The sequence below is a fragment of the Methanosarcina horonobensis HB-1 = JCM 15518 genome, from assembly GCF_000970285.1.
GTDB classification, from domain to species: Archaea; Halobacteriota; Methanosarcinia; order Methanosarcinales; family Methanosarcinaceae; genus Methanosarcina; species Methanosarcina horonobensis.
Genome location: NZ_CP009516.1, coordinates 4,019,162 through 4,044,014, shown reverse-complemented (window position 1 = coordinate 4,044,014; position 24,853 = coordinate 4,019,162). Strand labels below are relative to the sequence as shown.

General features: G+C 39.9%; 17 protein-coding genes and 1 pseudogene. 7 read left to right on the top strand and 11 right to left on the bottom strand.

Features of this window, described 5'->3' with window-relative positions; translation table 11 throughout:
- Nucleotides 1–659 precede the first annotated feature (659 nt).
- Nucleotides 660–1,568: an AbiTii domain-containing protein gene (locus MSHOH_RS17640; protein WP_048141644.1), complete on the top strand. Its 909-nt coding sequence runs from the start codon at nt 660–662 to the stop codon at nt 1,566–1,568.
- 73 nt (nt 1,569–1,641) lie between these two features.
- Here MSHOH_RS17640 and MSHOH_RS17635 read toward each other — a convergent pair whose 3' ends face one another.
- A complete protein-coding gene (locus MSHOH_RS17635; protein WP_048141642.1) occupies nt 1,642–4,398 on the bottom strand; it encodes a tetratricopeptide repeat protein in 2,757 nt (918 codons plus the stop codon).
- Between the two features lie 290 nt (nt 4,399–4,688).
- Between MSHOH_RS17635 and MSHOH_RS17630 the strand changes: the two genes are divergently transcribed.
- On the top strand, nt 4,689–5,858 hold the full coding sequence (locus tag MSHOH_RS17630) for an AlbA family DNA-binding domain-containing protein (RefSeq protein ID WP_048141640.1): 1,170 nt from the start codon (nt 4,689–4,691) through the stop codon (nt 5,856–5,858).
- A gap of 526 nt (nt 5,859–6,384) precedes the next feature.
- A pseudogene (locus MSHOH_RS26095) lies at nt 6,385–7,665 on the top strand (IS1634 family transposase); the annotation flags it as partial.
- Between the two features lie 133 nt (nt 7,666–7,798).
- On the opposite strand, the gene MSHOH_RS17620 reads toward MSHOH_RS26095, so the two are convergent.
- The 9 genes from MSHOH_RS17620 to cobD form a co-directional block, all read right to left on the bottom strand.
- On the bottom strand, nt 7,799–12,796 hold the full coding sequence (locus MSHOH_RS17620) for a PKD domain-containing protein (protein ID WP_048141638.1): 4,998 nt from the start codon (nt 12,794–12,796) through the stop codon (nt 7,799–7,801).
- A gap of 523 nt (nt 12,797–13,319) precedes the next feature.
- Nucleotides 13,320–13,691, bottom strand: coding sequence for a hypothetical protein (locus MSHOH_RS17615; RefSeq protein WP_239451045.1), 372 nt, complete (start codon nt 13,689–13,691; stop codon nt 13,320–13,322).
- A gap of 110 nt (nt 13,692–13,801) precedes the next feature.
- A complete protein-coding gene (locus MSHOH_RS17610; RefSeq protein WP_048141633.1) occupies nt 13,802–14,764 on the bottom strand; it encodes a SufB/SufD family protein in 963 nt (320 codons plus the stop codon).
- Nucleotides 14,764–15,471 carry an ABC transporter ATP-binding protein gene (locus tag MSHOH_RS17605; protein WP_048141631.1) on the bottom strand — a complete coding sequence of 236 codons (708 nt, stop codon included), beginning with the start codon at nt 15,469–15,471 and terminating at the stop codon, nt 14,764–14,766. Before MSHOH_RS17605 ends, MSHOH_RS17610 begins: the two co-directional genes overlap by 1 nt.
- 45 nt (nt 15,472–15,516) lie before the next feature.
- Nucleotides 15,517–16,128: an NTP transferase domain-containing protein gene (locus MSHOH_RS17600; RefSeq protein ID WP_048141629.1), complete on the bottom strand. Its 612-nt coding sequence runs from the start codon at nt 16,126–16,128 to the stop codon at nt 15,517–15,519.
- Nucleotides 16,113–16,949, bottom strand: coding sequence for an adenosylcobinamide-GDP ribazoletransferase (cobS, locus tag MSHOH_RS17595; protein ID WP_048141627.1), 837 nt, complete (start codon nt 16,947–16,949; stop codon nt 16,113–16,115). The genes MSHOH_RS17600 and cobS overlap by 16 nt, the downstream gene beginning before the upstream one ends.
- A 17-nt stretch (nt 16,950–16,966) precedes the next feature.
- Nucleotides 16,967–17,509: an alpha-ribazole phosphatase CobZ gene (gene cobZ, locus MSHOH_RS17590; RefSeq protein WP_048141626.1), complete on the bottom strand. Its 543-nt coding sequence runs from the start codon at nt 17,507–17,509 to the stop codon at nt 16,967–16,969.
- A gap of 329 nt (nt 17,510–17,838) precedes the next feature.
- Nucleotides 17,839–18,825: a cobalamin biosynthesis protein gene (locus MSHOH_RS17585; protein WP_048141624.1), complete on the bottom strand. Its 987-nt coding sequence runs from the start codon at nt 18,823–18,825 to the stop codon at nt 17,839–17,841.
- Nucleotides 18,822–20,312 (bottom strand): threonine-phosphate decarboxylase CobD, encoded by a 1,491-nt coding sequence (gene cobD / locus MSHOH_RS17580; RefSeq protein WP_048141622.1) that lies wholly within the window; start codon nt 20,310–20,312, stop codon nt 18,822–18,824. The genes MSHOH_RS17585 and cobD overlap by 4 nt, the downstream gene beginning before the upstream one ends.
- 478 nt (nt 20,313–20,790) lie before the next feature.
- On the opposite strand from cobD, the gene hisS reads away from it, so the two are divergent.
- Entirely contained in the window at nt 20,791–22,032 is a 1,242-nt protein-coding gene (hisS, locus tag MSHOH_RS17570; protein WP_048141618.1) for a histidine--tRNA ligase, read from the top strand.
- A gap of 1,145 nt (nt 22,033–23,177) precedes the next feature.
- On the opposite strand, the gene MSHOH_RS25390 is transcribed toward hisS, so the two are convergent.
- The gene (locus MSHOH_RS25390) at nt 23,178–23,360 is read right to left on the bottom strand and encodes a hypothetical protein (protein WP_239451044.1); all 183 of its coding nucleotides are present in this window, start codon (nt 23,358–23,360) and stop codon (nt 23,178–23,180) included.
- 55 nt (nt 23,361–23,415) lie between these two features.
- On the opposite strand from MSHOH_RS25390, the gene MSHOH_RS25385 reads away from it, so the two are divergent.
- From MSHOH_RS25385 to MSHOH_RS17555, 3 genes are read left to right on the top strand one after another with little or no spacing between them, the layout of a single operon-like run.
- Complete coding sequence (locus MSHOH_RS25385) at nt 23,416–23,652, top strand: hypothetical protein (RefSeq protein ID WP_239451043.1); 237 nt, start codon at nt 23,416–23,418, stop codon at nt 23,650–23,652.
- A 5-nt stretch (nt 23,653–23,657) separates the two neighbouring features.
- Nucleotides 23,658–24,296 (top strand): hypothetical protein, encoded by a 639-nt coding sequence (locus tag MSHOH_RS17560; RefSeq protein WP_048141616.1) that lies wholly within the window; start codon nt 23,658–23,660, stop codon nt 24,294–24,296.
- A complete protein-coding gene (locus tag MSHOH_RS17555) occupies nt 24,277–24,840 on the top strand; it encodes a hypothetical protein (protein WP_239451397.1) in 564 nt (187 codons plus the stop codon). The genes MSHOH_RS17560 and MSHOH_RS17555 overlap by 20 nt, the downstream gene beginning before the upstream one ends.
- The last annotated feature ends 13 nt before the right edge of the window (nt 24,841–24,853 follow it).

Below are 24,853 nucleotides of genomic sequence, written 5' to 3'. Positions count from 1 at the left end.
GCGCTGACATACCTGTTGCTTGCGGCAGAATGCATCAAGCGCATCTTTGGTTATCTATTCTAAAATAAATTTTCGAAGAGGCTTTAGAATATTATCTGTAATAACCTTGTATGCTTCAAAGGTTATGTTAAAGATCCGGCTCTTATGGAGCCGATCCCAAAACTTGAAATTAGCCCTTTTAATCTCTAATTTAGGATCTTGATGTGAGAATAAAATTGGTTTTGGGATGAGCTCATGCACTAACCTGATTCGAGTGTTTGACTGAAAAAAGATAGATTGAAAGGGGATACTATTTTTGATAGTTGAGGGAGTTGTGGATTGGCTTTTTTAGAGGTTTTAAGTGTGAGAGTGGGGCTGAAGAGGCTGAGGCAGTCGGGGTGTAGGGGAGCCAGTGACTTTTCGGGGTAAAAGAGGTAAGGTAACTGTTTTTAATTGAGTATAGAGGCTCGGGGTGAGTAATTGAAGGGCAATAATAGAGTTCATTCCAAAACCAATTTTATTTCCACATCAATAAGAAGTTCATAACTGGGTTCGTTGTTGGAGGAGTGAGTGATTGTTCCAAATTCGAGATTAAGGAAGGAAATTTAGAGTTTTAGGATCAGCTCACACATATACAGAATTATTAAAATATAATGACATGATCAAATTAAATAGATTCTATGGCGATTATAGAAAGTTTACAAAGTGACATTCTTGAGCCAAATACGGAGCTCTCATCAATTTTAAGAAAAGCAAAAGTACTTGCTTCAGAATTAAATAACATAGAAATTAAAACGTGGGTAGATCACGAATTAAATGGGTATCAAAGTAAAGAAGAGTTACCCGAATATAGAAAATTTTCTGCTTTTAACAGGGGAAATTTTATTAGTTATAATTATAAAATTGAAAATATCCCAATATCTGTTATGTGCATACCAGATGAAACAATAAGAAATGGTCTTCAGGAGAATAACATATACGATGGTGTAAAATCTATAGAAAGTATAGTAAAAGCTGGAGAGCTAAATCTTAAGCGTCGCTGGCCGGCTGACCTGATAAAACTTTATAATCTTTGTCAAAATGATATATGTGTAGACGCATGGAAAGATATTCCTATCGGATTTTTTGAACAGATTTTAGACAATATAAGGAATCGTTTATTAGATTTTCTATTAGAACTTCAAGAAAAGTATCCTGAGATTAAAGGGTCCTCCATTGATACACCGAAAATACCAGAAAGAGAAATTGCACAAATTTTCAACAATAATATTTACGGGGGACATTTTTCTATTAATAATTTTGACAATTGCCAAGTAGTACAACAATATGTTCAAGAAAATAATTTAACAAGCCTATTAGAATATCTTAAGAAAATTGGAGTTCCTTCAAACGAAATAGATGATTTAGAAATATTAATAAAAAAAGATAAACAAGATGGAAATTCAAAAAACATTGGCTCAAATGTTAAAAAATGGATTTCTAACTTATCCGAGAAAGTGATGTCAAGCGCTGCTGACAAAACTTTAGATATATCTCTTGATGTAGTCAAGATGGCAATATTAGCTTATTTTGGCTTAAATAATACCTAAGTCGTCATACCCTTTAAGACTTGAATCCTGACCAAATTAAGAAAAGTTTAAAAATAAATTTGGTAGGAATCTTTTATACAGATTCCTTTAGAGTATCAACTAACAGTTTAGCCTCCTTGGTACGTATATGATCAGAACCTAATTTTTGTTCAAATATATGTAGCGAGCGTTCAGATAAGGGTAAAGCGTAATCACGCCTTCCAACACATCCATAAATAATTCCTAGATTTTGTAGTGTTATTGCGAAATCAACGTGATCCGTTCCTAAAGTTTTCCCACGAATATCGAGCGCTTGTTGGCAAATTGGATGTGCTTTGTCAAATTCTCCTATATCAATGTAGAGCCTTCCAATATTGTTCAGAATTAATGCAACATGAGGGTGTTCCTTTCCAAGACGATTTCTAGCTATATTTAAGGCTCTTTGATAAAATTCTAGTGCTTTATCATAATTTTCCATTTTGCGATATGTCTCTGCTATGTTATTTAATGTATTTACAAGAATTGGGTTATCTGATCCCAAACTGTATTCAGTTATTTGTAAAGCTCGTTGATATGCCTCTAATGCATCATCATATCTAAGTATATATTGATAAGTAGCTCCTAAGTTGGATAACGTTTGTGCAATATTTATATGGTTTCCCTCAAATCTTTCTTCTGCAATTTCAGCAGCCCTGTGATTGTATTTCAAGGCTTCTTCAAGGTTGTCCATCATAGTACACAATACTCCCAAACTAGACAGATTTGTTGCAACTACGGGATGTTTAGGACCAAGCTTTTTTTCTCTTATATTAAGTGCTCTTTGAACAAGGGCAAAAGCTTCTTTATAATTACCTAGTTGCTGATGAATTACTGCCAGATTTTCTGCCGTTTTAGCAACTTCGAGATCTTCTTCCCCCAAAAGAGCTTCTCGAACAGTTAGAGCTTCTTGGCATAGCTCCATTGCTTTGTTATACTGACCTAAGAATTGATAAGTCATTGCTATATTTTGTTGTACAAGTGTAAAATAAAGATGCTCTTTGTCAATTTCATTCTGAAGTATGTAAAGTGCCTTTTGTTGCAGTGTAAGTGCTTTTTCATACTCACCAATACCCGTATAAGAATTTGCTAAATCGTTAGATGCCATTGCAATTGCAAGGTCATCAATTACAAGGTCAACCCCTCTATATTTTTTGCCTAAATTTTTTTCATATATTTCAAGAACTTGTTGGTAATACGATATTGCTTCGTTGTATCTCCCTCTATCTTCACTTAAATAAGCTAATTTTTTCGTAAGAATTCCAACATAAGGATGTTCTGACCCGAGCCTTTCCTTAAAAACCTCAACAAGATCGTTAAACATCGGATGAATTGTTTTCCAGTATCCAGCTTTATCAAATGGTTCGGTATATTCAACAATCCATCCACCTAAATCGTCGAATTCCAGTACTTCTTTTGTATGGTAATAAGCTTCGATTAATGCAATTTCATGTTCTTGGGTGATCGATTTAACATCGATGTCTTTGATTTTGTTACTATAGTAATTATGCAAAAATAGATGAACTTCTTTTCTATATGTCGGATCTTGATATTCTTGAAGATTTTTCCTCATTAGTTGATGGAGTGAAAATTTCTCATCCGTCATTTTTTTTATAAATGAATATTTAATTAAGTCTGGGAATTCATAAACTGAATAAATTGGATTGAATTTTTTTATTAATATTTCGAAAAGACTTCGATCCCATGAGTTCGGTGCTGAGAGGATATAAAGAGTTCTTTTTTCATTATTATCAAGGTATTTCACAAACTTTTCAAAAACTTCTTTTTTCGTGTTTGGGAAGTCCTTGATTTCTGGTTTTTTGATTCTACTGACTTGCTCATAGATGTCAACAGATAGATTAAGGTAATATGGAACTCCTTCACTTGCTTTAACTATTACATTTCGAATATCTTCCTCTTCTATATATTCTTTTAAGAATTGTTCACTATATTTTTCTGATAGATCCTCTATAGGATACTCTTTCATGCACATTTTCCATTCTTGCTCGTCTTCTACCCATAGTGATTTTATCTGTTCTCTCCCACATATCACCCATGAGACGCCTGGCATATTGGGAATTAGGCATTTTCGTATCCATTTATCTTTTTCACTGAAGCTACCTATTCCCCTCCAGTCTTTCCAAATAGCTTCATAAGTATCAATAAAAATACAAGCTCTTGAATTAGTGCCTAAACTACCTGTAAAATCTGCAGCAAAAATACCAGGCAATTTCTTTTCGATTTCATGAGCCTCCATAGATTCAAGTTTATTAATATCTATAGGCAACTCTCCAAAATATTTTCTGACTTTTTCAGGAGCGTGATTTATAGCATCAACTATCCGTTTTACAGGTACTGATATAAAAGGTCCAAATGCGTTTTCATTAAGAGCATTTAGTATATTGTAAAAAAATTCATCTTCTTTAAGCATTGGATATGTCTCTTTATTTAACGGAATGTCAGGCCTACTTTTTTTCGAAAATATGGCATGAGCCAAGTTAAACTTATAAAATTTTACATTGCGTTTTTTCTGAATTTCGTTCCTGAGTGCTATTAAAAAAGTACTCACATTTCTGTGAGTATCGTTTTCCAAATCCATAGATACCCAAAGCATTTCAGGATATTCCGTGTTCAATATATTTTGCAACTCATGTTGCAACTTGCTTTTACCAATGCCTGCTATACCATAGTAAAATAGAGCATTATAATCTTGATTATTGGGATTTTGAATGATTTTTTTAAAATTATCAATGCAAGTTTCGCGATCAACAAAAACCCTTTCCTTCCTAAAATAATCAGTCGGATGAAGTGCCATTTATAAAAATCTCCACAAGCTCAACCACCGTTTTTACTTTGGAACTTTTGATACATTATTAATCGATCTATATTACATTTTGGAAATTCTTTAATATATTATTATGATTAAAAAAGTTTTAGGAACACATAGCAGATCAAAAAACAATATCAATAGGTCATTTTTTACAGATGGCGATTTAATTAATAAGTTAATACGATTTCATATTTGTCTTACTGAGTTATTAAGTAATTTGAGTAATTATAGTTACATTAGTAAACTTTATCACCTAATTATTGCTCTTACTATGCATGTTTTTTAATAAAATGTTATCCGAAGTGAATTACGAAGATATTTGTAAATTAAAGTCTCAAAAAATAGAAGAATCAGAAATCTTAGATTACAAAAAAGAATATTCGGAAATAAAGGAGCATGAAAATAATTTATTGAAAGAAGTAACTGCTTTTTCAAATTCTTCAGGAGGCTTTTTAATTTATGGCGTCCAAGAAAGTGGAAAAGGAGGATATCCTGCAGCCATAGACGGTATTGATGACATTGATACAGATAGATTAGAGCAAATTATAATAAGTAACATCATACCTAGAATTGGAGTTAAGATTAAATCAATTAATGTACCAGAGAAACCTGGAAAAATAGTTTTAATAATCCACATTCCAGAAGGTCAAAATCAACCTTATTACAATAATAGAGCAAAAAAATTTTATAAAAGGTATAATTTTGAAGCGACAGAAATGGATGCACATGAGATTGAAGCTCTTTATCAAAAAAGATTTTTTGGAGTTGGCAAACTTACTAAGTACGTTGAAGATACCATTTTTTCTAACCGCCTCCTAATACTTACAGACAATGCTTTTCTAATGGATACTCATATAATTATTACTCCTTTAAAAGTTGATAAACAAATAATAGATAACTCAAACTTAAAAGAATTAGATTTCGATCGGAACAAAATGAGGTTTGAACCAAAAAAAGAAGATATTTATTTGGAAGGTATTGGTAGACCTTCTAGATACGGAATTAGATGGATAAGCGGATATAATCATCATAATGTAGAAGTTCACAGAAACGGACTAATCCACTGCATGGAGGATTTTGGAGAATCTCAAGATGGAAATAAATTACTCTGGACTCGCGGTTTAGCTATAAATTTGTTACAAACAATTCAATTTTCTGAAGCAGTTTACTCAAAACTAAACTTTGTGGGAAAAGTAAAGATAATACTTAAAGTTAAGAATGCAGCTGGATCTGTGATTCCCACGGGCTATAACCCTTCTAGCTACTCTGCTAAGTGTGAAACAGATGAGATATATATTGAGCGAGAATGGGATTCATGGAGATTAACTGAAGATTATTTGGAGATTGGAAGAAGTATAATTGACGAGTTTAGCAATTATTACGGATTATGGTTCAACTCACTTTTATTTACTGAGGAAGAAGGTAAATTTGTGTTCAGAAAATAAAATTAATTTAATGAAATAGGACTTACGCAGTTGAATTGAATAATCAACAGCGTCAAACCTTCAACCGTCTAAAGCATCGAGTTATTAGTGATGTCTATTGACCTTGATTTTGAACTTCAAGTGCGTAAGTCCTATTTCCTATTACTCTTCTTTCTAATAGCCACTTACGGTAATAACTTACTTATCCGTAGTTTTTTATATATTCATAAATGGAAAACGCAAACGGAAGACGAATTAAACCTAGTTTTGATTCCCAACTAATCGCTAATTTTCAGCAGATCTGGGATAGTACATTTCACCAGGCCTTGGAGACCTATCTACAAGACTGATATGAGGCTTAATCAAAACTACGATTTTTTTAAAGTGATTGTCAATAGAGTAAAACGATATAATGAAAGCTACGATATAACCATAGTAGGAGATAGAGGTCTTGGAAAGTCTGCCTTTGGACTAGGAGCTGCTCTCTAGTTTTCATCCTTAATTTGACATTTATATAAAAGTAAGTACTCTTATTTTCGTCATTGGTTTGATGAATCTAAAAACAAAAATAAGAGCATTCCTACTGTTCCTAACAAGAATATATGTGTTCCTATCGGATCGATGCTTGCTGTTCAATACTTTTACGAAAAACTTAATTTTTCTGCTGTTTTTAGTAAGCATAAAAGCCGAGGTTTAGATCTCAATAGCTTATTAATTGGCTTGGTGAGCTACAAGCTCACCGAGAATTTTAGTGTTAAAGAAACTGGTAAATGGCTAAATCAGGAAGAAATTCTCGAGATTTTGAATCTCGAGAGTTTTCATGAGAAAGTTCTTTACAGAACATTTGAGCTCTTAGGACGTAACAAAGAGGAGATTCTTTCTGATATTTTAGGTAATCTATTTTCCGTTTATGATTTTGAAGAGACAAATATAAACCTTGACTGGACAAGTATAACTCTTTACGGCACTAAATCCAAACTTGGTAAATATGGATATAGTAGAGATCATAGACCTGATAAGTTGCAGATAACTATCGGAGTCAGTGAACTTAAAAACCAATTAACATACCCATTGGAATTACAGTCAACAAAGGAAATGTTCTTGATCTGCAACATTTTCCTGAGACTTATAACTAGTTTCATGACAATTTAATTGTTGGGCATTAATAATTAGAAAATACACATCTGCAGTCATTTTCATAATTCTAATGACTAATAACTAAGTATTCTAGACACTAGGTAAAAAGTAAACTTAAAAGAGGATCTCTTATTGTTTTTGATACAGGCGCTAATACAGTTGACAATTAAGCTAATACAGGAAGATGAGATGACGTATCTTACTTCCATGAAACTGAGTTCAAGTGCCGATAAAATCATTGAGAAATTTGAAAAAGATAAAGCAGAACTGATAGATTCTGAAAAAGGTATTTACGGAATAAAAATCCTCAAGCCAAATAGCATTAAGTATTTCTGTTTCTCAGAAGCATTACAAGAAAAAACAGCTGGAAGCAAAGGCAAGAACTGTTCTGAAGAAGTTACAGGAAGCAAAAGAGATACAAGAGATAATTGTCAAAAACAAAAAGCTTCCCAAAAAATTCAGAATAAACAATGAGTTGATTGAGATTGACTATTCTTTTAAGACTAAGCTCGAAGAGCTTAGTGAGTAAGAAGCAATTAGTGAGCAAGAAGCAATAGAACTCCTGAAAAGTTCGATAATTAATGGAAGAGAAGGATTTTTCTGCCTTAAATCAAACAAGAATTTGACATTTGAAAAGGCATTGGAAATATATCGGGAAAAGGATTCTATTGAGAAAAGTTATAACCCAATATACTGACTGGTATGTCCTTTAAGGTATAGCTCCCTTTTATCTTTTAGTTTAGATAAAGCCTGTAGTTCCTTTTTCCCAAATACCTAATTTATAGTCCTTAGTTTCTGCAAAACCATTTTTTCTATCTAGACATTTACTTACTTACTACAATATATCTGGACCTGGTTTCAGTACTAACGTTACCGGAATTGTTTACCGTTAAACTAACTGCGTATTGTCCTGTTTTACTGTATGTGTGTACGGGATTCTTTTCCGTTGAAGTATTTCCATCTCCAAAAGCCCATTTCCATGCATCTGGTGATCCAGTACTCTGGTCAGTAAAACTGACCGTAAGAGGCATGCCTCCTGAAGTTGGAGACGCAGAAAAAGCAGCTACAAGGGAGTTTGAGACGGCAATATAACCGGTTTTAGTCAATACATTACTGCCGTTTTCATTACTTGCCGTCAATGTAACAGAATACAGTCCTGATTTATTGTATGTATATACAGGATTCTTTTCTGTTGAATTACCTCCATCTCCGAAAGTCCATTTCCATGAGGTTGGCGATCCTGTACTCTGGTCAGTAAAACTAACCGTAAGCGGTGCTTTTCCTGAAGCAGGAGATGCGGAAAAATTGACAACAGGAGTATTTGAAACGCCTGAGACGGCAATATAACCGGTTTTAGTCAACACATTACTGCCGTTTTCATTACTTGCCGTCAATGTAACAGAATACAGTCCTGATTTATTGTATGTATGTACAGGATTCTTTTCTGTTGAATTACCTCCATCTCCGAAAGTCCATTTCCATTCAATTGGAGATCCTGTACTCTGGTCAGTAAAACTAACCGTAAGCGGTGCTTTTCCTGAAGTAGTAGATGAAGAGAAGTTAGTAGCAGGACCATCTAAAACATTTGAAACAACAATATAGCTGGATTTTGTCAACGTGTTGCTGCCGTTTACATTACTTGCTGTCAATGAAACAGTGTATCTTCCTGACTTATTGTATATGTGTACAGGATTTTTATCTGTAGAATAATTTCCATCTCCGAAGCTCCACTTCCATGCAACTGGTGATCCTGTGCTCTGGTCAGTAAAGCTAACAGTAAGAGGCATGCTTCCTGCAGTAGGGGATGCAGAAAATTTGGAAACAGGAGCATCTAAAACATTTGAGACAAGAATGCAGCTTGATTTTGTCAACGCATTACTACCATTTGCGTTACTTGCTGTTAATGTAACATTATATCGTCCTGACTTATTGTATATATGTACAGGATTCTTTTCTGTTGAATTACTTCCGTCTCCGAAAGTCCATTTCCATTCAGTTGGCGATCCTGTGCTCTGGTCAGTAAAACTAACAGTAAGAGGCATGCTTCCTGAAGTTGGAGTTGCTGAAAAGGCAGTAACAGGGACAGTGTATCTCGGATTTGACGTTACAGTACCGCTCTCAGCAATTACATTTATATAACCTGATTTTTGCACCTTGTTACTGCCTCCCTCATTAGTCGTTGTCAAAGAAACATTATAATTTCCTGATTTACTGTATGTGTGTACGGGATTCTTTTCTGTTGAATCATTTCCGTCTCCGAAAGTCCATTTCCATTCAGTTGGCGATCCAGTGCTCTGGTCAGTAAATCGAACAATAAGAGGCGTTTTCTCTGAAGTCTGAGATACAGAAAAGCTGGTAACAGGTGTACTTAAAACGCTTGAGACAGCAATGTAACCGGTTTTAGTTAACGCATTACTTCCGTTCTCATTAATTGCTGTCAATGAAACAGAGTACAGTCCTGAATCATTGTATGTATGTACAGGATTTCTTTCTGTAGAATTGCTTCCATCTCCAAAATACCATTTCCATGAGGTTGGTGACCCTGTACTCTGGTCAGTAAACTGAACTTTCAAAGGCCCTTTTCCTGAAGTTGGGGATGCAGAGAATTTGGACACAGGAGTATCTGAAACGCTTGAGACAGCTACGTAGCCGGTTTTAGTCAACGTATTACTGCCTTTTTCATTACTTGCTGTTAATCTAACAGAATAAAGTCCTGATTTATTGAATGTGTATACAGGATTTTTCTCTGTTGAATTATTTCCATCTCCGAAAAACCATTTCCATTCAGTTGGAGATCCTTTGCCCTGGCCTGTAAAATTAACAGTAAGCGGTGCTTTTCCTGAAGTGGGATATGCAGAAAAGCTGGTGACAGGACTATCTAAAACGTTTGAGACAATAATATAGCTGGATTTTGTTAACTTATTACTGCCATCTGCATTACTTGCTGTTAATGTAACATTATATCGTCCTGGCTTATTGTATGTGTGTACAGGGTTCTCTCCGATTGAATGTGTACCGTCTCCAAAAGTCCATTTCCTTGAGGTTGGCGATCCTGTGCTCTGGTCAGTAAAACTAACGGTAAGAGGCGCTTTTCCTGAAACTGGAGATGCAGAAAAAGCAGTAACAGGGGCTTCAAAACCGTTTGAAACAGTAATATAACCTGATTTTGTTACTGTACTCTTGTTCCCAGTTTCGTTTAATATCAACGTAACAGAGTACTTTCCTGGTTTCCTATATATGTGTACAGGATTTTCTTTCGTTGAATAAGTTCCATCTCCAAAAGTCCAGTTCCACGATGTTGGCGATCCTGTGCTCTGGTCAGTAAAACTAACACTGAGTGGTGTTTTTCCTGAAGTTAGAGATGCAGAAAATATTGGCTGTGCCAGAACAGTTATTGTGACAAATTTCGAATCGGTACCGTTTGTATTGTTTACTGTAAGCGTTACATTGTAATTTCCTGCTCGGGAGTAAGTATGTGCTGGATCCTGCTGTGTTGAATTGGATCCGTCTCCAAAGTTCCAGTTTCGCTCATTTACATTCTTTGAGAAATCCGTAAGCTGGATAGAAAGAGGAGCATAACCGGATGTGATATTGCTGCTGAAGTTTGCAGCGGGAAGTACTGGTTGTGCCGGGAGAGGACTCATAAACTGACCAAAAGCAATAGGACTGAAACCTGTTTTTACCGTAGCTGTAACCTTGTCTGTAGTTGTATCAATTATAGAGACAGTTTTTCCGAGATTATTGTCATTGCCGCAGTTCGCTACATATACCTTTGTTCCATCCGGTGTGACTGCAATTCCGTAAGGACTCCTTCCGACTTTAACGGTGCCTATAACGGTTTTTGTTGCGGTGTCAATTACGGAAACATTGTTGCTGCGTTCATTTGCCACATATACTTTTGTTCCATCCGGGATGATTGTAACTCCCATAGGCCATTTTTCCACAGGGACTGTGGCTGTAACAGTGTTTGAACTCGTGTCAATTACAGAAATAGTGTTACTTTCGCAATTAGTCACATATAGTTTCGTTCCTTCCTGGTTGACTGTAATTCCACAAGGACCAAGTCCAACTTTCACAGTCTCTGTAACAGTGTTGGTTGCTGTGTCAATTACAGAAACATTGTTGCTATAACGATTTGTCACATATACCTTTGTCCCATCCGGTGTGATTAAAACCCCTAATGGGTTAATTCCTACAGGCAACGTGGCTGTAACAGTGTTTGTAGACGTGTCAATCACAGAGACGCCATTGATATCACGATTTGCCAAATATAGTTTTCTTCCATCCGGTGTGACTGCAATTCCACAAGGACTATACTTAGGTCCTAGATCCACAGTGGCTGTAATCTTGTTTGTGGCTGTGTCAATTACAGAGACAGTACCACGGTAGCCATAGTTGGCATTTGTCACATATACTTTTGTTCCATCCGGGCTGACTGCAACTCCATAAGGACTTTTTCCTACCGGCACGGTGGCTGTAACGGTGTTGTTTCCGGTATTAATTACAGAAACAGTGTTGCTGTTGAGGTTTGTAATAAATGCATATGAAGGCGCAGGAGAACCTTTTGGTACAACACTTACCGTAGCAAGCTTTGAATCTGTGCCGTTTGAATTGCTTACTGTCAGGCTAACAGTATAGACTCCTGCTGCAGAATAGGTATGTATGGGATTTTGTTTTGTTGAACCGGACCCGTCTCCAAAATCCCAGTTCCATTTGGTTGCATTCTCAGATAGATCTGTAAACTGCACAGGTACGGAAAGGAAAACATAATCTGATGTGATATTGCTGCTGAATTTCGCTAAAGGATAAACTGGTTGTACCGGAATGGAACCTATGAACCGGCCTGAAGCATAAGGACTTTTTCCTACAAGCATCGTGGCTGTGACAGTGTTGGTCGCGGTGTCAATTACAGAGACAGCGTTATAGGGGTTGATTGCCACATATACTTTTGTTCCGTCCGGTGTGACTGCAACTCCCGCAGGATTGGGTCCCACAGGTATCGTGGCTGTAACTTTGTCTGTAGAAATGTCAATTATAGAGACAGTGCTGAAATATTTATCATTATTAGTCACATATGCTTTTGTTCCCGCCGGGTTGACCGCAACTCCAAAAGGGGCTCCTCCTACCTTTACTGTGTTTGTAACACTGTTTGTTGCCGTGTCAATTACAGAGATGCTCCCACCATCGGAGTTTGCTACGTACACCTTAGTTCCATCTGGTGTGACTGCAATTTCCTTAGGGCCTTTTTCTACGGATACCGCGGTTATAACAGCTTTTGTGGCAGTGTCGATTATAGAGACGGTTTTGTCCCCGTAATTTGTTACATATACCTTTTTCCCATCCGGACTTACCACTACTCCAGTTGGATCTTTTCCCATTTTCATTGTACTTTCAACAGTATTTGAGCTGGTATCAATTAGAGAAATAGTATTACTGGCCAGGTTTGTCACGTATACCTTTTTTCCATTCGGGCTGACTGCAACCCCCCGAGGAGAACTTCCTACAGGCACCGTGGCTATAATAGTATTTGTTGCCGTGTCAATTACAGATATGCTGTTGCTGTGAGAATTTGTCACGTATACTTTTGTTCCGTTCGGATTAATTGCAGCTCCTATAGGATTGAGTCCTACAGGTATTGTAGCTGTAACTTTGTTTGTGGTTGTATCAATTACTGAAATGTTGTTACTCTCTCCATTTGTGATGTATGCAAACGGCGAAGCGCCTGCGATACTCACCAACATTAAAAAAGCAAGCACCGTTATCCCCAAAGCTTTATTGAAGGTCTGCCTACTAAATGTTTTATTGCATTTCGTTCTTTTCATTCTAGACCCCTTATGTATAATTCATTAAATTTGTTGAAAATTTCGGAAAATCTTGAAATTTGATCGATTTTTATTAAATAATATAGCAATTTATTGAAGTCAGAGTTTTACAGCAATTCATTGAAATCAGGATTTTTCAGGTTAAGTTAGTTATCGCAACCGAGTGCGCTCATAAAAACGGCTAAATAATGAAGATTACAGACTGTGTAAAATAGTTGTAAATTAAAAGATAATAACCTTTCTTTTATTAATAGGTTTAAAAACAATAAATTCTTTCTTTATAGCATATAATTTGATTTTTATTCTCTAGTTTTTCTCTCTACAGTATGAAAATTTTCAAGGATGGATCTCAAAAATAAAATTTGTTTTCTGAAAAGAAAGCGTAAGTATGATCTACTGATCAAACTACCGTTTTTAATAAAAACGAATTTCAAAAAAGTATATCAGGCTATTTAGGCCTGATAGCATGAGGTATATAAGACGTGAAAGTCAGTAAAAAGAATGAGTTTTGCCCGCAGATAGCTCAGTCATCCTCAAGCCCTGAGTTTTCTCCGACTGAAAGCATAAGCTCCCCATATAGCAATTTCTCAAGAGTTTCAGCTACGTATTTTCTCTGCTGATATCTCTGGATGTCTTCATGCATCCTTATATCCGAATCTACCTGGACCCTGAGCAGGGCAAAATGAAAAGCTTTTTCATTCTTTATCTGCGCAGTATGAAAGGTTTCCAGCAGGTAAGGAAGTTTTCTGGGATCTTCGATAACTTCACTTAAAAGTAACATTTCTTCGGGAATATCCATAGCATGCGAACAAATATCCTTTTTTCCGGTAATAAGCTGCAGGTTTTTTTCCGAATACTTTTTCTCAAGAATGATTATTTCACCCAAACTTTCCACCTCCATCCATATAGAAATATCTGAGTTTTCCTGATAAACTACTATATATAAATGAAAACTCCGGTTTATCAAGATGGCGGATTAAAATAAAAAAGGAATAAAAGGTAAATTTAAGCCAGCATTCCCTTTACTATGATGTCTATTGCATCATCCTCTTCAAGCCCGCGTGCCATAAGAGTTTCTACTTCTTTTTTGTCCACGCAGCCGATAGCAGCTTCATGTGTAACTTTTGCAAGAGGGTTGTCCACCCTTACAATAGGCACAGCTTCGGCTTTTGCATTGCCCTGGATAACTTCCATACAGTCAACATGTCCGCGGGCTCTCGGGGCATGCCCTTCGGTTACTCCTCTGAACACGGATTCTGCATTATCTGTTATGGCAAGCCGGCTTTTAATTACACTGCGAGCATTTTCCCCGTTAAGAGAAATTCTCTCAAGGATCTTTATTTTATCGTCCGCTTTTCCATAGACCTTGGTGACCATCTCGCAGATCGAGTCTTTCTCGGCATCTACACTGTAATCGAATTCGAGGTACCCAACTCTCCCGGAGATAAGGGAAAAGTTCGTGTAATAGCTGCCTCCTTCTTCAATCTTTATGTGGGCTTTAGGGAGTACCTGAATTCCGCCGTGAGGGCCGTGGAAATGAGTCTCGGTGTATTTCAAGGCTGCGTTCTTTCCGATAACCATCTCGGCATCCATTTTGTGGATTACCTTTTCAGCGTTAGGAAAAGTGCAGTGAGCGATAAGTTCTACAGCCGAGTCTTCTTCAGCTACGAAGTCCATTTTGATTTCCTGAAGTCCGTCTTTAGGGACGAGCCCGAAGCAGAGGTGGACAGGAAGAGGGATCTTATAACCTTTTTTAATGATCATTTTGATATCCACGCCATGTTCGGTCTCTTTTTTTTCAAGCACTATGCCTTCGGTCCCGTTTGCACTGAGCACTTTGTTCCCGCTTATCACAAGGCTTGCAAGCTCATGGTTATGAAGGACTGCAGCATCTCCTCCGGCTGCCGTGTAAGCTGAGGTTATATCTTCTGCTTCTCTTGAAAGCGCATTCAATGTAATCTGAGTCATTATGCCACCTTCGGGGGAGATACCCGGCTGTCACAGGGTATGCATCTGTTTTTGAAAAATTCACTTATTTCCACGGGGTCCCCGCTCCTGAGGATTACCCCTTCACACATCAGGGATGCTTTATCCGAGGCGGCTGCAATCTCTTCCCTGTGTGTAATAACGAGCACTGACGAGCCGTTTTCTTTGAGAGTCCGGATCAGGGAAACAATTTCTTTTAGTGAGACCACATCAATTCCGGAATCCGGCTCATCAAGGACTGCAAGTTTCGGCTTCATGGTAATAATAGAGGCAAGCTCGATACGTTTCCTTTCGCCCCCACTCAGCGCTTCGCCCACTTCTCTGTTAAGGTATTTCTCGGGTTTCAGATCGACTTTTCTGAGGGCTTCCTTTATTTCTTCTTCCGTGATTCCGCCGTTACCTCTTGCCCCTATTGCGAGGTAATCTCTGACCTTTAGCCCCTCAAAGCGGGCTGGCTCCTGCCAGGCAAGGGTTATGCCTTTTCTTGCACGTTCCGTTATCGAAAGTGCTGCAACATCTTCCCCGTTAAAAATGATGCTGCCTTCCTCATGTTCATAACCCTGGAGCCCCATCAGGGTATAGGCAAGTGTACTTTTTCCTGCACCATTTGCGCCTATGATGCTGTGAATTTCACGGTCACCTACCTCAAGGTTGATTCCACGCAGAATTTTTTTCCCATCACGGCTCAATATCAGGTTTTTTAAGGATAGAATCTATGACACCTCTAGCAAATTTTAGTTTGAGCACTGCAGCAAATCTTTGCAGCGCTGCAGGTCTTTAACGGTATTTACGTTTATTGCTAGTCTGGGATTATCAAGTATGAGATTAAAGTCTTCCTGTTCGTTCCTGATTTGAGAACTGTCAAGGATATTTACTCCCGCGGGCACGATAAGTTTTCCATCCTTGTTAAATACAGTATCAGGCCTGGTCCCTGCTCCTTTGCAGACATTGATAGGGACATAAACGGAAAGTGCAGGTTTTCCTTCTTCCCTGTACTTCTCGATTACCGAATCAATAAGTTCAGGATTTATCAAAGGTAGATCGGACATGATAATCATTACCGGACCTGTCGTATTTGCAGTTTCCACTGCGTGAATCATGTCTCCTACATAGTTCCCGCCAAAGGTCCTGATTACCTGAACCTCTCCTTTATAGCGTTCCTGGATCATAATTTCGGTTTTCGGGGTAACAGGGGAGACCGCTACGAAAACGCGGTCTATATTTTTTGCAGATCTAAGGGTATCTATTACATAGGTAATGAGCGGCTTTCCGAGCAGTTCAACGCAGGGCTTTTCCCCCATCCCAAGCCTCTGCCCGAACCCTCCTGCCATTACAATAGCGTCCATTCTAAACCTCCGGTGTTTGATGAAAGTTTGAGGAGAACTGCGATAACAATCAGGGCAGTTATCCTTCCAATCTCGTTAGCCGTACCGATTCCGTCGCCGTTTAAGCCTCCAAAGTGGGCATAACTCCTGTTAAGGAGTACCAGAGCAGAGATGCATGCTGCAAGATATGGAAGCAGTCCTATTAGCCCAAAGGGCAGGAAGCATACAACCGCTCCGAAAATAAATCCTATCAGGTAATTTTTTCGAGTTGCTCCGTTTATTGTCATTTCTCCCAGGCCAGGGTAAGTCTGCTCCTTCGGCCGTGGGAGCGGTTTTCCAAAAGCTGCAATTGTTAACATAGACTGCTTGGCGCTGACTTCCGCTATAAACATGGATGCAAACATAAGGAGCGGAAGGTTTGAACCAAAAGCGGTAATTCCTTCTTCCTGCACAGATCTTATGGAACTGTAAAAGGCGAGCAGTACAAGCATGCCGAAAGCAACTCCTCCTGTCCCGAGGGTTGTGTCTTTTAAGGCTTTGATCTTTTTCTCACGGGATCCGTGGGCCATAAAGCCATCTCCCATGTCCGTGACTCCATCAAGGTGGTTAAAGCCTGTAAAGTAATATACGATTCCCATGATAAGAGCTGCCAGGACAGAATCCGGAAATATAAGCTGTCCTATATATGAAATTATCCCTATCAGAAGCCCGAGTACGGCTCCCACTACAGGGTAAAAATAGATCTTTTTCATGAGTTCGTCGATCCCTTCCATACTGATTCCTACAGGGATCGTGGACAGGAAGCCAAAACCTGACTTAAACGCAAGTAAATATGAATTCATTATGTACCGCCTATTTTTCAGTCTTTTCTTTCAAGCTCTGCCATACCTCTTGAATACATATTGGAAGATACCCCTCCTATGAGACCTCCTATGACATCGTCCATAAAAGGCCCCAGGTTTGCAAGAATTCCGGGTTTTTGCTTGTCATACCTGACAAACTCGAATGCACCTTTGGAGCCACTGATATATGTTGCAATACTTGTTCCGAGAACTTCGTCAGCAATTATGAAAGTCAGGTCTTTTTCATAAGAACTTTTGCTGAGGTTAGGAAGGTTTCCTGCTCTGCCTTCTCTTTCCAGCAGAACCCCGGAATAGATCAAAAGGCAGAGATTGGGGTCGGAAAGAGCGAACCTGAGTTCCCTTTCAAACAGAGCTTCGGCTTTTTCCCTTGTCTCAAGTCCAGGGTGAGGGACATACATTTCCAGAGCCGTATCCGCAAGATCCTGGACGCTTATGCCTTCTTCAGCCAGGACGTCAAGGATATCGGTGGTAGCTTTTTCCTCTATTTTTTCAGGCTGCACTTTTTTCAGGTCCTTTTCCTCAATATCTGATAATTTCATACTGATCACTCCGGGGTTGTCAAAACGGTCATTTCAGGCTTCTTTAAATTATTAAAACGGTCGGTCTTGAAATAACCAGGCTTAAAATGAAAAATGGTTTATAAGCCTGGTTTTAAACTTCTATACAGGTAATGTAATGGGTTAATGCTTCCAGCATCACCTGCCGGGCACACTTAGTTTTCTCAGAGTCCATGATTCCACATAAAACTCAGGACTGTAATTGACCGGAACTCTGTAAATTAGCGAATTTCAATTAATGGGTTTAAATTGATGGGTTTAAATTGATGGGTTTGAATTAAAGGGGACAATTAACGGATGTATGTCACGAATTACGGGTAAAGGTGGATTCCCGCCATCTGGATTACTGCCACAAAAGCAACAAGTGAAAACCCTGAAGCAATTGCTATTAATTGGGACACCCGTTTTATATCTTTTACTTCGGTAGGGGGGTACGAGGCTCCCAAAACATAAGTGTCAGGTTTTTCGAGCTTAACCCCGAGAGCTCCGGCAGTAGCAGCCATGGGATAACCGGAATTTGGGGAAGGAGTCTTCATCCCGTCTTCGAATGCAATCTTTACACTGTCAAAAGGATTGATTTTTCTTCCTTTTTTAGAGAATAAAGATACTGTAAAGGCTGCAGCAAGGATAAAGATAACCGAAATCCGGGCAGGAATCCAGTTCAATACGTCATCGGACTTGGCCGAGAAATACCCCAGTTCCCTGTAAGGTTCGGTTTTGTATCCTACCATTGAGTCCAGCGTGCTTATGGCTTTAAATGCGTATGCTGCTACAAGCCCGAGTTCTCCGAAGATTGCATAATAGAAAATAGGGCTCAGTATGCCATCCACATAGTTCTCTGATACGGACTCCACAACAGCCGAAGACATCTGGGTTTTTGTCAGTTTGGAAGTGTTCCGGCTTACGTAGATAGGGAGCAGTTCCCTTACTTTTTCCAGCCTGTCTTCTTCAAGGTGTTTGTAAATCTCTCTTGCAGGGCTCAGCAGGCAGTTAATTGCAAACGTGGCTTTAAGGAAATAAGCTTCTATAAGGAGAGCTAAAATCCAGGGAATTCCGGGAAGGGCTGCAATGTAGAGGACGGAGTATCCGAGTAGAGATGCAAAGAGAACGCAGCAAAGAGCCATTGCAGTGCCGTAAAGTTTCCTGTGGGTTTTAGGGGCTGCATTTTTCAAAAAATTGATTAATTTTCCTATCCAGACAACGGGGTGGACAGCAGCAGGAGGTTCCCCGAAAACTATGTCTATGACTGCGGCTAACAGAAGTACCAGAGCAAGGTGCCCGCTGTCCGGGATAATCATAAGATAGGCTCCATTACTTTTTTCCAGGCTACTTTTACGAGTTCGTCAGTATCTCCTTCCTGCATAAGGCAGTCAAGGATTTTCTGGGCTATTTCTTTCTTATGGACAAGGTGGCAGTCGACACAGCTCCATACCCTGCCGCCTCTTGAGCTCTGGATCCATTTTCCTCCGGTTTTTTCGTTTTCACAGGGATAAAACGGACAGAAACAGAAGGTGCAGTTCTGGCCTTCAAAATGGCATGGGTAATATTCACAGGTCTTCCTGCCTCCTATGCCTTCTTCACTGGCTTTTTCTATTACGTGCTGCAGTTCGTTCTTTGCCTGTTCTCTGCCCCACTCGGTGATGACGTCCCCGATTGCGGCAATGAGTCTGTCGTTTTCTTTTTCGGTCCTGACCGCAATCCTTATGTAATTTTTTCCAAGGCCGTGGAAAGAAGCACAGTCCCGGATAAGGACTCCGCGGGATGCAAGACGTGCAGCCAGTTCACTCGAGTTAAGCATGAATTTGCTTACATCAACGAAAATAAAATTAACATTCACTTCTCCGGCTTCAAAACCCCTTATCCTGTCAAGTTTGGCTTTGAGCGTCTCTCCTTCTTTCAGGATCATTTCCCTGGCTTTTTTCAGGTATGGGCTGTCAATCCCGCCTTCTATATTGAGAAGTGCAGTTCCTGTAGTGTTTGCAATAGCTCCGAGGTTCCAGGAAAGCCTTGCCGTATTCAGGATGTCAGACATGGCCGGAGAAGCTATTCCGAAGCCCATTCTTATTCCAGGGATTGCAAAGTCCTTTGTAAGGGAACGCATGACGAAGACATAATCATTATCCGCAGGAAGGTCTGCGACGCTCTGAGAAGGGTCGGAAAGCTCTATGAAAGCTTCATCTACGTAGAGAAGGGTCTTATGTTCCCGGCAGCGTTCTGCAAGGGCTTTAAGTTCTTCCCTGCTGCGGAGTTTTCCTGTTGGATTGTTCGGATTGCAGATAAAAAGGATTTTTGCTTCTTCCAGCATCTCATCAGAGAGTGTATTTATTTCATCCTGAGCAGGATATACCGGTTTTGCTCCCATAATCCGGCACTGCATTTCATATTCTCCGAAGGTGGGCCAGGGTAAAAGGACAATATCCCCTTTTTCTATCATGGATTCAACTACAAGCCGGACTATTTCCGTTGAACCGTTACCCGGAACGATGCTCTGCGGTGCTACTCCAGGTCCTACGAATCTTGCAGCAGCTTCCCTGAACTCTACATACCTGTTGTCAGGGTATTCCAGGAGTTTCCCGTAACTCTTCTTGATAATATCTTCAAAGTTTAGCCCTGTTTCCGGATAGTCAAAAGGACTTCCCAATGGGTTAAAGTTTGCACTGAAGTCGAGAATCTCGTTTTCGGGGATCCCGTACGTCTCCGAAGTTTCCTGGATTAGCCCTCCATGTCTGCAGGGCTTCAGGGCCAGCAGATGCTCCCTTAAAGGTACACTTCTTTGCTCTGACACGTTGATCGCAAATATTTAGCGTGAATCATGTATATTAAGTTGTTTATTATATTGGCCCGTGCAAACTTGCCTTTATTTGCTTTATGGTTATTTGATTGCGAAAACTTTAGCTTCTGGAATCCATTCTACTTTATTTTACAAAATAAATATATTAATTTTGTTTTTTATCCTCTTCTAAAACAGCTTTTCTGCCCAATTCTATATTCATATTTTCAGTCTGTGAAGAGTAAATAACGAAAAAGTAAAATAGCTTGCTTTTAACTACATCCAGAAAAGCTGAAAAGGAATAGAATAAATTCCTTAGAAAATCCCTTATAGTACATGAATAGGGCATTTACAAGAATTTATATCCTGTTTGTGGAATGTATAGGATTATTTATCCGAACAGGTGGATGTGTATTCAGCAGATTATGCCTCCGACATAAATTTCTAATTTCGATATTTCTCTAAATTCGATATCTACCAGGTGCATTAAAAAATGACAGTTAACAGGCCAAGAGGGACCCGGGATTTTTTACCCGCAGATACTGCCCGGAGAAGGTACGTGGAAAGCGTTATGCGAAATGTTGTCCGTAACTGGGGCTACAGTGAAATCATTACGCCCACGTTTGAACATCTGGACCTTTTTACCCTTAAGTCCGGAGAAGGCATTGTAGGGGAACTCTACAACTTCACGGACAAAGGAGGCAGGGAAATGACCCTCAGGCCGGAACTCACAGCTCCTGTCATGCGGCTGTATGTTAATGAACTCCAGCCTTTCCCCAAACCTCTGAAGTTGTTCTACTTCGAGAACTGTTTCCGCTATGAACGCCCCCAGAAAGGCCGTTTCAGGGAGTTCTGGCAGTTCGGGGTCGAACTCATAGGGAGCGGGAAGTCAGACTCTGATGCAGAGGTTATTGCCCTTGCCGATGCCCTGCTAAAGGCTGTAGGCATACAGGGCGATATGAAGCTCGGAAACCTTGCAGTAATCCGTACTCTTTTGAAAGGGCTTGAACCCGAGATTGTGAGCAAGGTCATGAGGCTTGTGGACAAGAAGGAGTATGCAGGCCTTGAAGCTCTGCTTGAGGAGATCGGGGCAGAAGAACAGTTGAAGTCTGACCTTTTCCGTCTGATACACCTCGAAGGCAGGTATATTCTCCCACAGGTAAAAGAAATAGTCGGAAACATCCCTGAGCTTGTAAGCTTTGAAAAGACCCTTAAGCTTCTTGATGCATATGGCGTCAATTACTCACTTGACTTCGGAATTGCCCGCGGGCTTGACTATTACACGGGTATGGTTTTTGAGATCTATGCAGAAGGTCTCGGTGCCCAGAAGCAAGTCTGCGGAGGTGGATCCTATCAGCTTATCCAGCTTTTCGGAGGCGGTGATGTGCCTTCAACAGGCTTCGGAATCGGCTTTGACAGGATAATGGAGATCTGTCCTCTCGTGCCGCCAGCAGTCAAAAGCCTTGTGCTGGTCTCAAAGCCCGATACTCATCTGGAAGCCGTAAAAGTTGCAACCGAATTAAGGAACTACCTGCCGGTCCAGATCGACCTTATGGAGCGCAACTTCAAAGCCCAGCTCACATATGCGAATACTATCAATGCTGATTATGTGGTAATTGTAGGGGAAAAAGAACTTGAAGCAGGAAAACTGACTCTCAGGGATATGGTCTCCGGAGAACAGGAACTTCTTACCCTGAAAGAAATTATTGAAAAGGTTAAGGGACAACAGGACTGAAATTTTCCCTTTGTCCTTTTTCTGCCTCTTTTTTCCTCTCTTTTTCTCTTTGCATGTGTTCTGGTAGTCCCTGATTTATTGTTAATCCATTTGGGAATCTCGAAGATAATTTTTCGTTTTTTCTCTCACTGCACCGCCAGGGATGGGGCCAGCCTACAAGCCAGAAAAAAGAGACTTAAAAACCTGGAAAGCAGTTAAGAAAGAATATTCACTGAAGAAATGTCCCTGGGACTGAAAAAACACTTCTTTTACCCCGGAAATCCGTTTAACTTTAAGGCGGGAAGTCCCCTTCCTCGGAGCGAAGCGACAGGTGGGGGATGAAAGCCGTCAACTTCCTCACGTTCTCTTGTTATTGATTCTGCTAACTTACTTGTATTATTAAGGCCATTATATAGTGCTGTATTGTCACCACAAGCTGAAGCGAGAACCAAGCAAGGCGGTTGGAAACAGGATATGGCAACTCCTGAAGGGATCGGGAGATAACGCCACTGAAAGGTGGAAGCTGTAAAGCATCTCAAGTATATCACGCTCATAGATTCCAATTCAAATTCCATCACCTGCGGAACGCGGGGAAGAGCCTGTATGACTTGTCGCCATTAGGCGGAGGGGTGACTCAGGAAGCTCCTCCCTCAAAACTCTGAGCTTCGCGAAGAGTTTAGGGAGGGGTAGTTCACATTACAGATGCATAAAGAGCCTCCGCCAGCTTGTCTGGTGGCCCTGCCCGAAAAGCAATAAGGAGTGGAAGAAAGAAGTAAAAAGAGGAATCTTAAAAAGGATATTTTCAGAAAAGTAACCTATTTTGTTTATTTTTGTGTCTGCAGGCCGCTCTCCTTCGTCGAGCGTGACAGGAACGGTTCGGTATAGTGAGTAAGGTTGTACTGGTTAGAGTTTAGTTAATCTTCGAGTGAGGCGAAAATGACTTTGTGTTCCATAAGTGCATCGGGTAAATTCTGATTCTCAGCTACCTTCTACGTTTTAATTCTATTCTCCATTGTCTATAAATTGACCAACTTTTGTCCATAAATAAACTATAATCTTTTTATAGTCAAAAAGCCTAATTTTTATTACATTTAATCTCCAAAATTTTCCAGAATCTGGACTTCAGGGGGTAAATTTACGGCTGGGAAGGCACAGGCTTTAGCCTGTCAGATTGGAGATGAGGCTGCAGTATGCGGGCTTCCTTTCAGGCTTACAGTCACAGGTATTCTTTTTGCGGTACTTGTACTTATCTCTTCAGTCTCCCTTTCCGGTTTTCTGGAGGGGGTAAAGGAACGGGAAACCTTTGACGAGATTTCAAGACTAACAGGTGTTGCCGAACAGCTTTCCATACGCGGAGAAGGGAGTGAAGTTGTCCTTGAAATAAAAGTGCCGCAGGGAACATCTGTGGTCTTTGGGGCTCTGCCGGGTCGGGAGGGTAATTGGCCTGAGGATGCGGACAATTATGGCACAACAGTTAAAGGAAAATCAAAATTTTATCCTGCACTTGCTTCCTTTTCTAACCCTGAGTTTAACGGGCCCGTGTTTCTTGGTTCGGGCAGGCATAGACTACTTCTCTCAACGAAAATTGACCATGAGTCAGGCAGGCTTTTTGTCCTGATCTCCGAAACCGGAGTTGACTGAAGAACATGAAGTTGGAAAAGACCTGTACGGTAAAGGAGCTCTCAGGAGACGAGTCTGCATGGGCTGACTTTTTGATATCGAAAGCTGCACTGGTTCTCGCCAGTGTAGTCCTTTTTGCAGCCCTTTTTCAACTGGCTGCCGGTTTTAAGGGTCTTGAGGCACAGGAGCAGCTGGATTTCCTTTCCAGGGATTTCAAAGCCGCAGTAGATAAAGCCGGAGCAGAGAATTTTCCTGGGGAAACAGGGGAAACTCAGGAAATCTCTTATCGTTTTGATGAAAATGAAGTCTTTCTAACCTCTCCTTTTGGGGAGAATATAGAGGTTTACGTGTCAGGAGAGTATGTCCATTTAAAGGCTGAATCAGATGGAAGAAATTTCAATGCTGTAAGACCCTTTACCTTCAGAGTACTGCCTTTCAACGAGTCAGAACTCAGGGGAAAACTATATGCAAGGTTTGGAGCTGATGGCAGTAAAGAATCTCCCCTTACAGCTAATTTTCAGGAAGTCATTGATTTCCTCAGGGCATCAGGAACCAAAGAGGCTCTTTTAAGCGCAGATGAAAACATCTCAATAAAGAAAGAATTTGTTTATATAAGGGGTAGTGAGGGGGTTTCTGCTTTTGAGTATGTTCTCGTTTATCAATAACTGGATGGCATCTGTGAAAAATACTGTGAAAAAGCCTGATGATACAATTCTGCAGGACGAAAAAGGAGTTCTTGAACCTCATTCAGATCTTATCGCCACTGCTCTTGCTGTTATAGGTTTCGTGGTTCTTGCGGCCCTTCTTTCGAGGACATATCTGGGATATGAAGACCGCTCCTTTGCCCTTGAGAATTATGAAAGTGCTTCCCTTCTTGCAGCAACCGTGGCAGAAGAACCTGTCCTGAAAGCAGAAAATCCGGGCACTCTTTCTGCATCAGCCCTTGATAGGCTTTCAGGTCATGAAGGAGAAGATGAGAGAAATAAATTTTTTGCAGCATTTTCCGGAAATTATCCGTTTCTGGTCGAAATCCGGACAGATGACGGGCGATGGCAGTGGGTTATAGAGTCCAGGATTGTAGAACCCGGTTACCTCATGGGAAAACAGGAGAAAGTCGCGGCTTCAGTGCCGGTTGTGGTCAAGATAGGTCCAGCAGAGTCGGTTCCGGGAACCCTTACTGTAATTCTCTATAACACTCCATGGATGTAAAACAGAATTCTGG

Excerpts from the sequence above, each read along its gene's own strand:
- MSHOH_RS17555 (WP_239451397.1), top strand. The coding sequence starts at position 24,277 with ATGTTCTCGTTTATCAATAACTGGATGGCATCTGTGAAAAATACTGTG.
- MSHOH_RS17600 (WP_048141629.1), bottom strand. The coding sequence starts at position 16,128 with ATGGACGCTATTGTAATGGCAGGAGGGTTCGGGCAGAGGCTTGGGATG.
- hisS (WP_048141618.1), top strand. The coding sequence starts at position 20,791 with ATGACAGTTAACAGGCCAAGAGGGACCCGGGATTTTTTACCCGCAGAT.
- MSHOH_RS17610 (WP_048141633.1), bottom strand. The coding sequence starts at position 14,764 with ATGACTCAGATTACATTGAATGCGCTTTCAAGAGAAGCAGAAGATATA.
- MSHOH_RS17620 (WP_048141638.1), bottom strand. The coding sequence starts at position 12,796 with ATGAAAAGAACGAAATGCAATAAAACATTTAGTAGGCAGACCTTCAAT.
- cobS (WP_048141627.1), bottom strand. The coding sequence starts at position 16,949 with ATGAATTCATATTTACTTGCGTTTAAGTCAGGTTTTGGCTTCCTGTCC.
- MSHOH_RS17560 (WP_048141616.1), top strand. The coding sequence starts at position 23,658 with ATGAAGTTGGAAAAGACCTGTACGGTAAAGGAGCTCTCAGGAGACGAG.
- MSHOH_RS17585 (WP_048141624.1), bottom strand. The coding sequence starts at position 18,825 with ATGATTATCCCGGACAGCGGGCACCTTGCTCTGGTACTTCTGTTAGCC.
- MSHOH_RS17640 (WP_048141644.1), top strand. The coding sequence starts at position 660 with ATGGCGATTATAGAAAGTTTACAAAGTGACATTCTTGAGCCAAATACG.
- MSHOH_RS17635 (WP_048141642.1), bottom strand. The coding sequence starts at position 4,398 with ATGGCACTTCATCCGACTGATTATTTTAGGAAGGAAAGGGTTTTTGTT.
- MSHOH_RS17630 (WP_048141640.1), top strand. The coding sequence starts at position 4,689 with ATGTTTTTTAATAAAATGTTATCCGAAGTGAATTACGAAGATATTTGT.
- cobZ (WP_048141626.1), bottom strand. The coding sequence starts at position 17,509 with ATGAAATTATCAGATATTGAGGAAAAGGACCTGAAAAAAGTGCAGCCT.
- MSHOH_RS25390 (WP_239451044.1), bottom strand. The coding sequence starts at position 23,360 with ATGGAAAGCTGTTCGGCAACACCTGTTAGTCTTGAAATCTCGTCAAAG.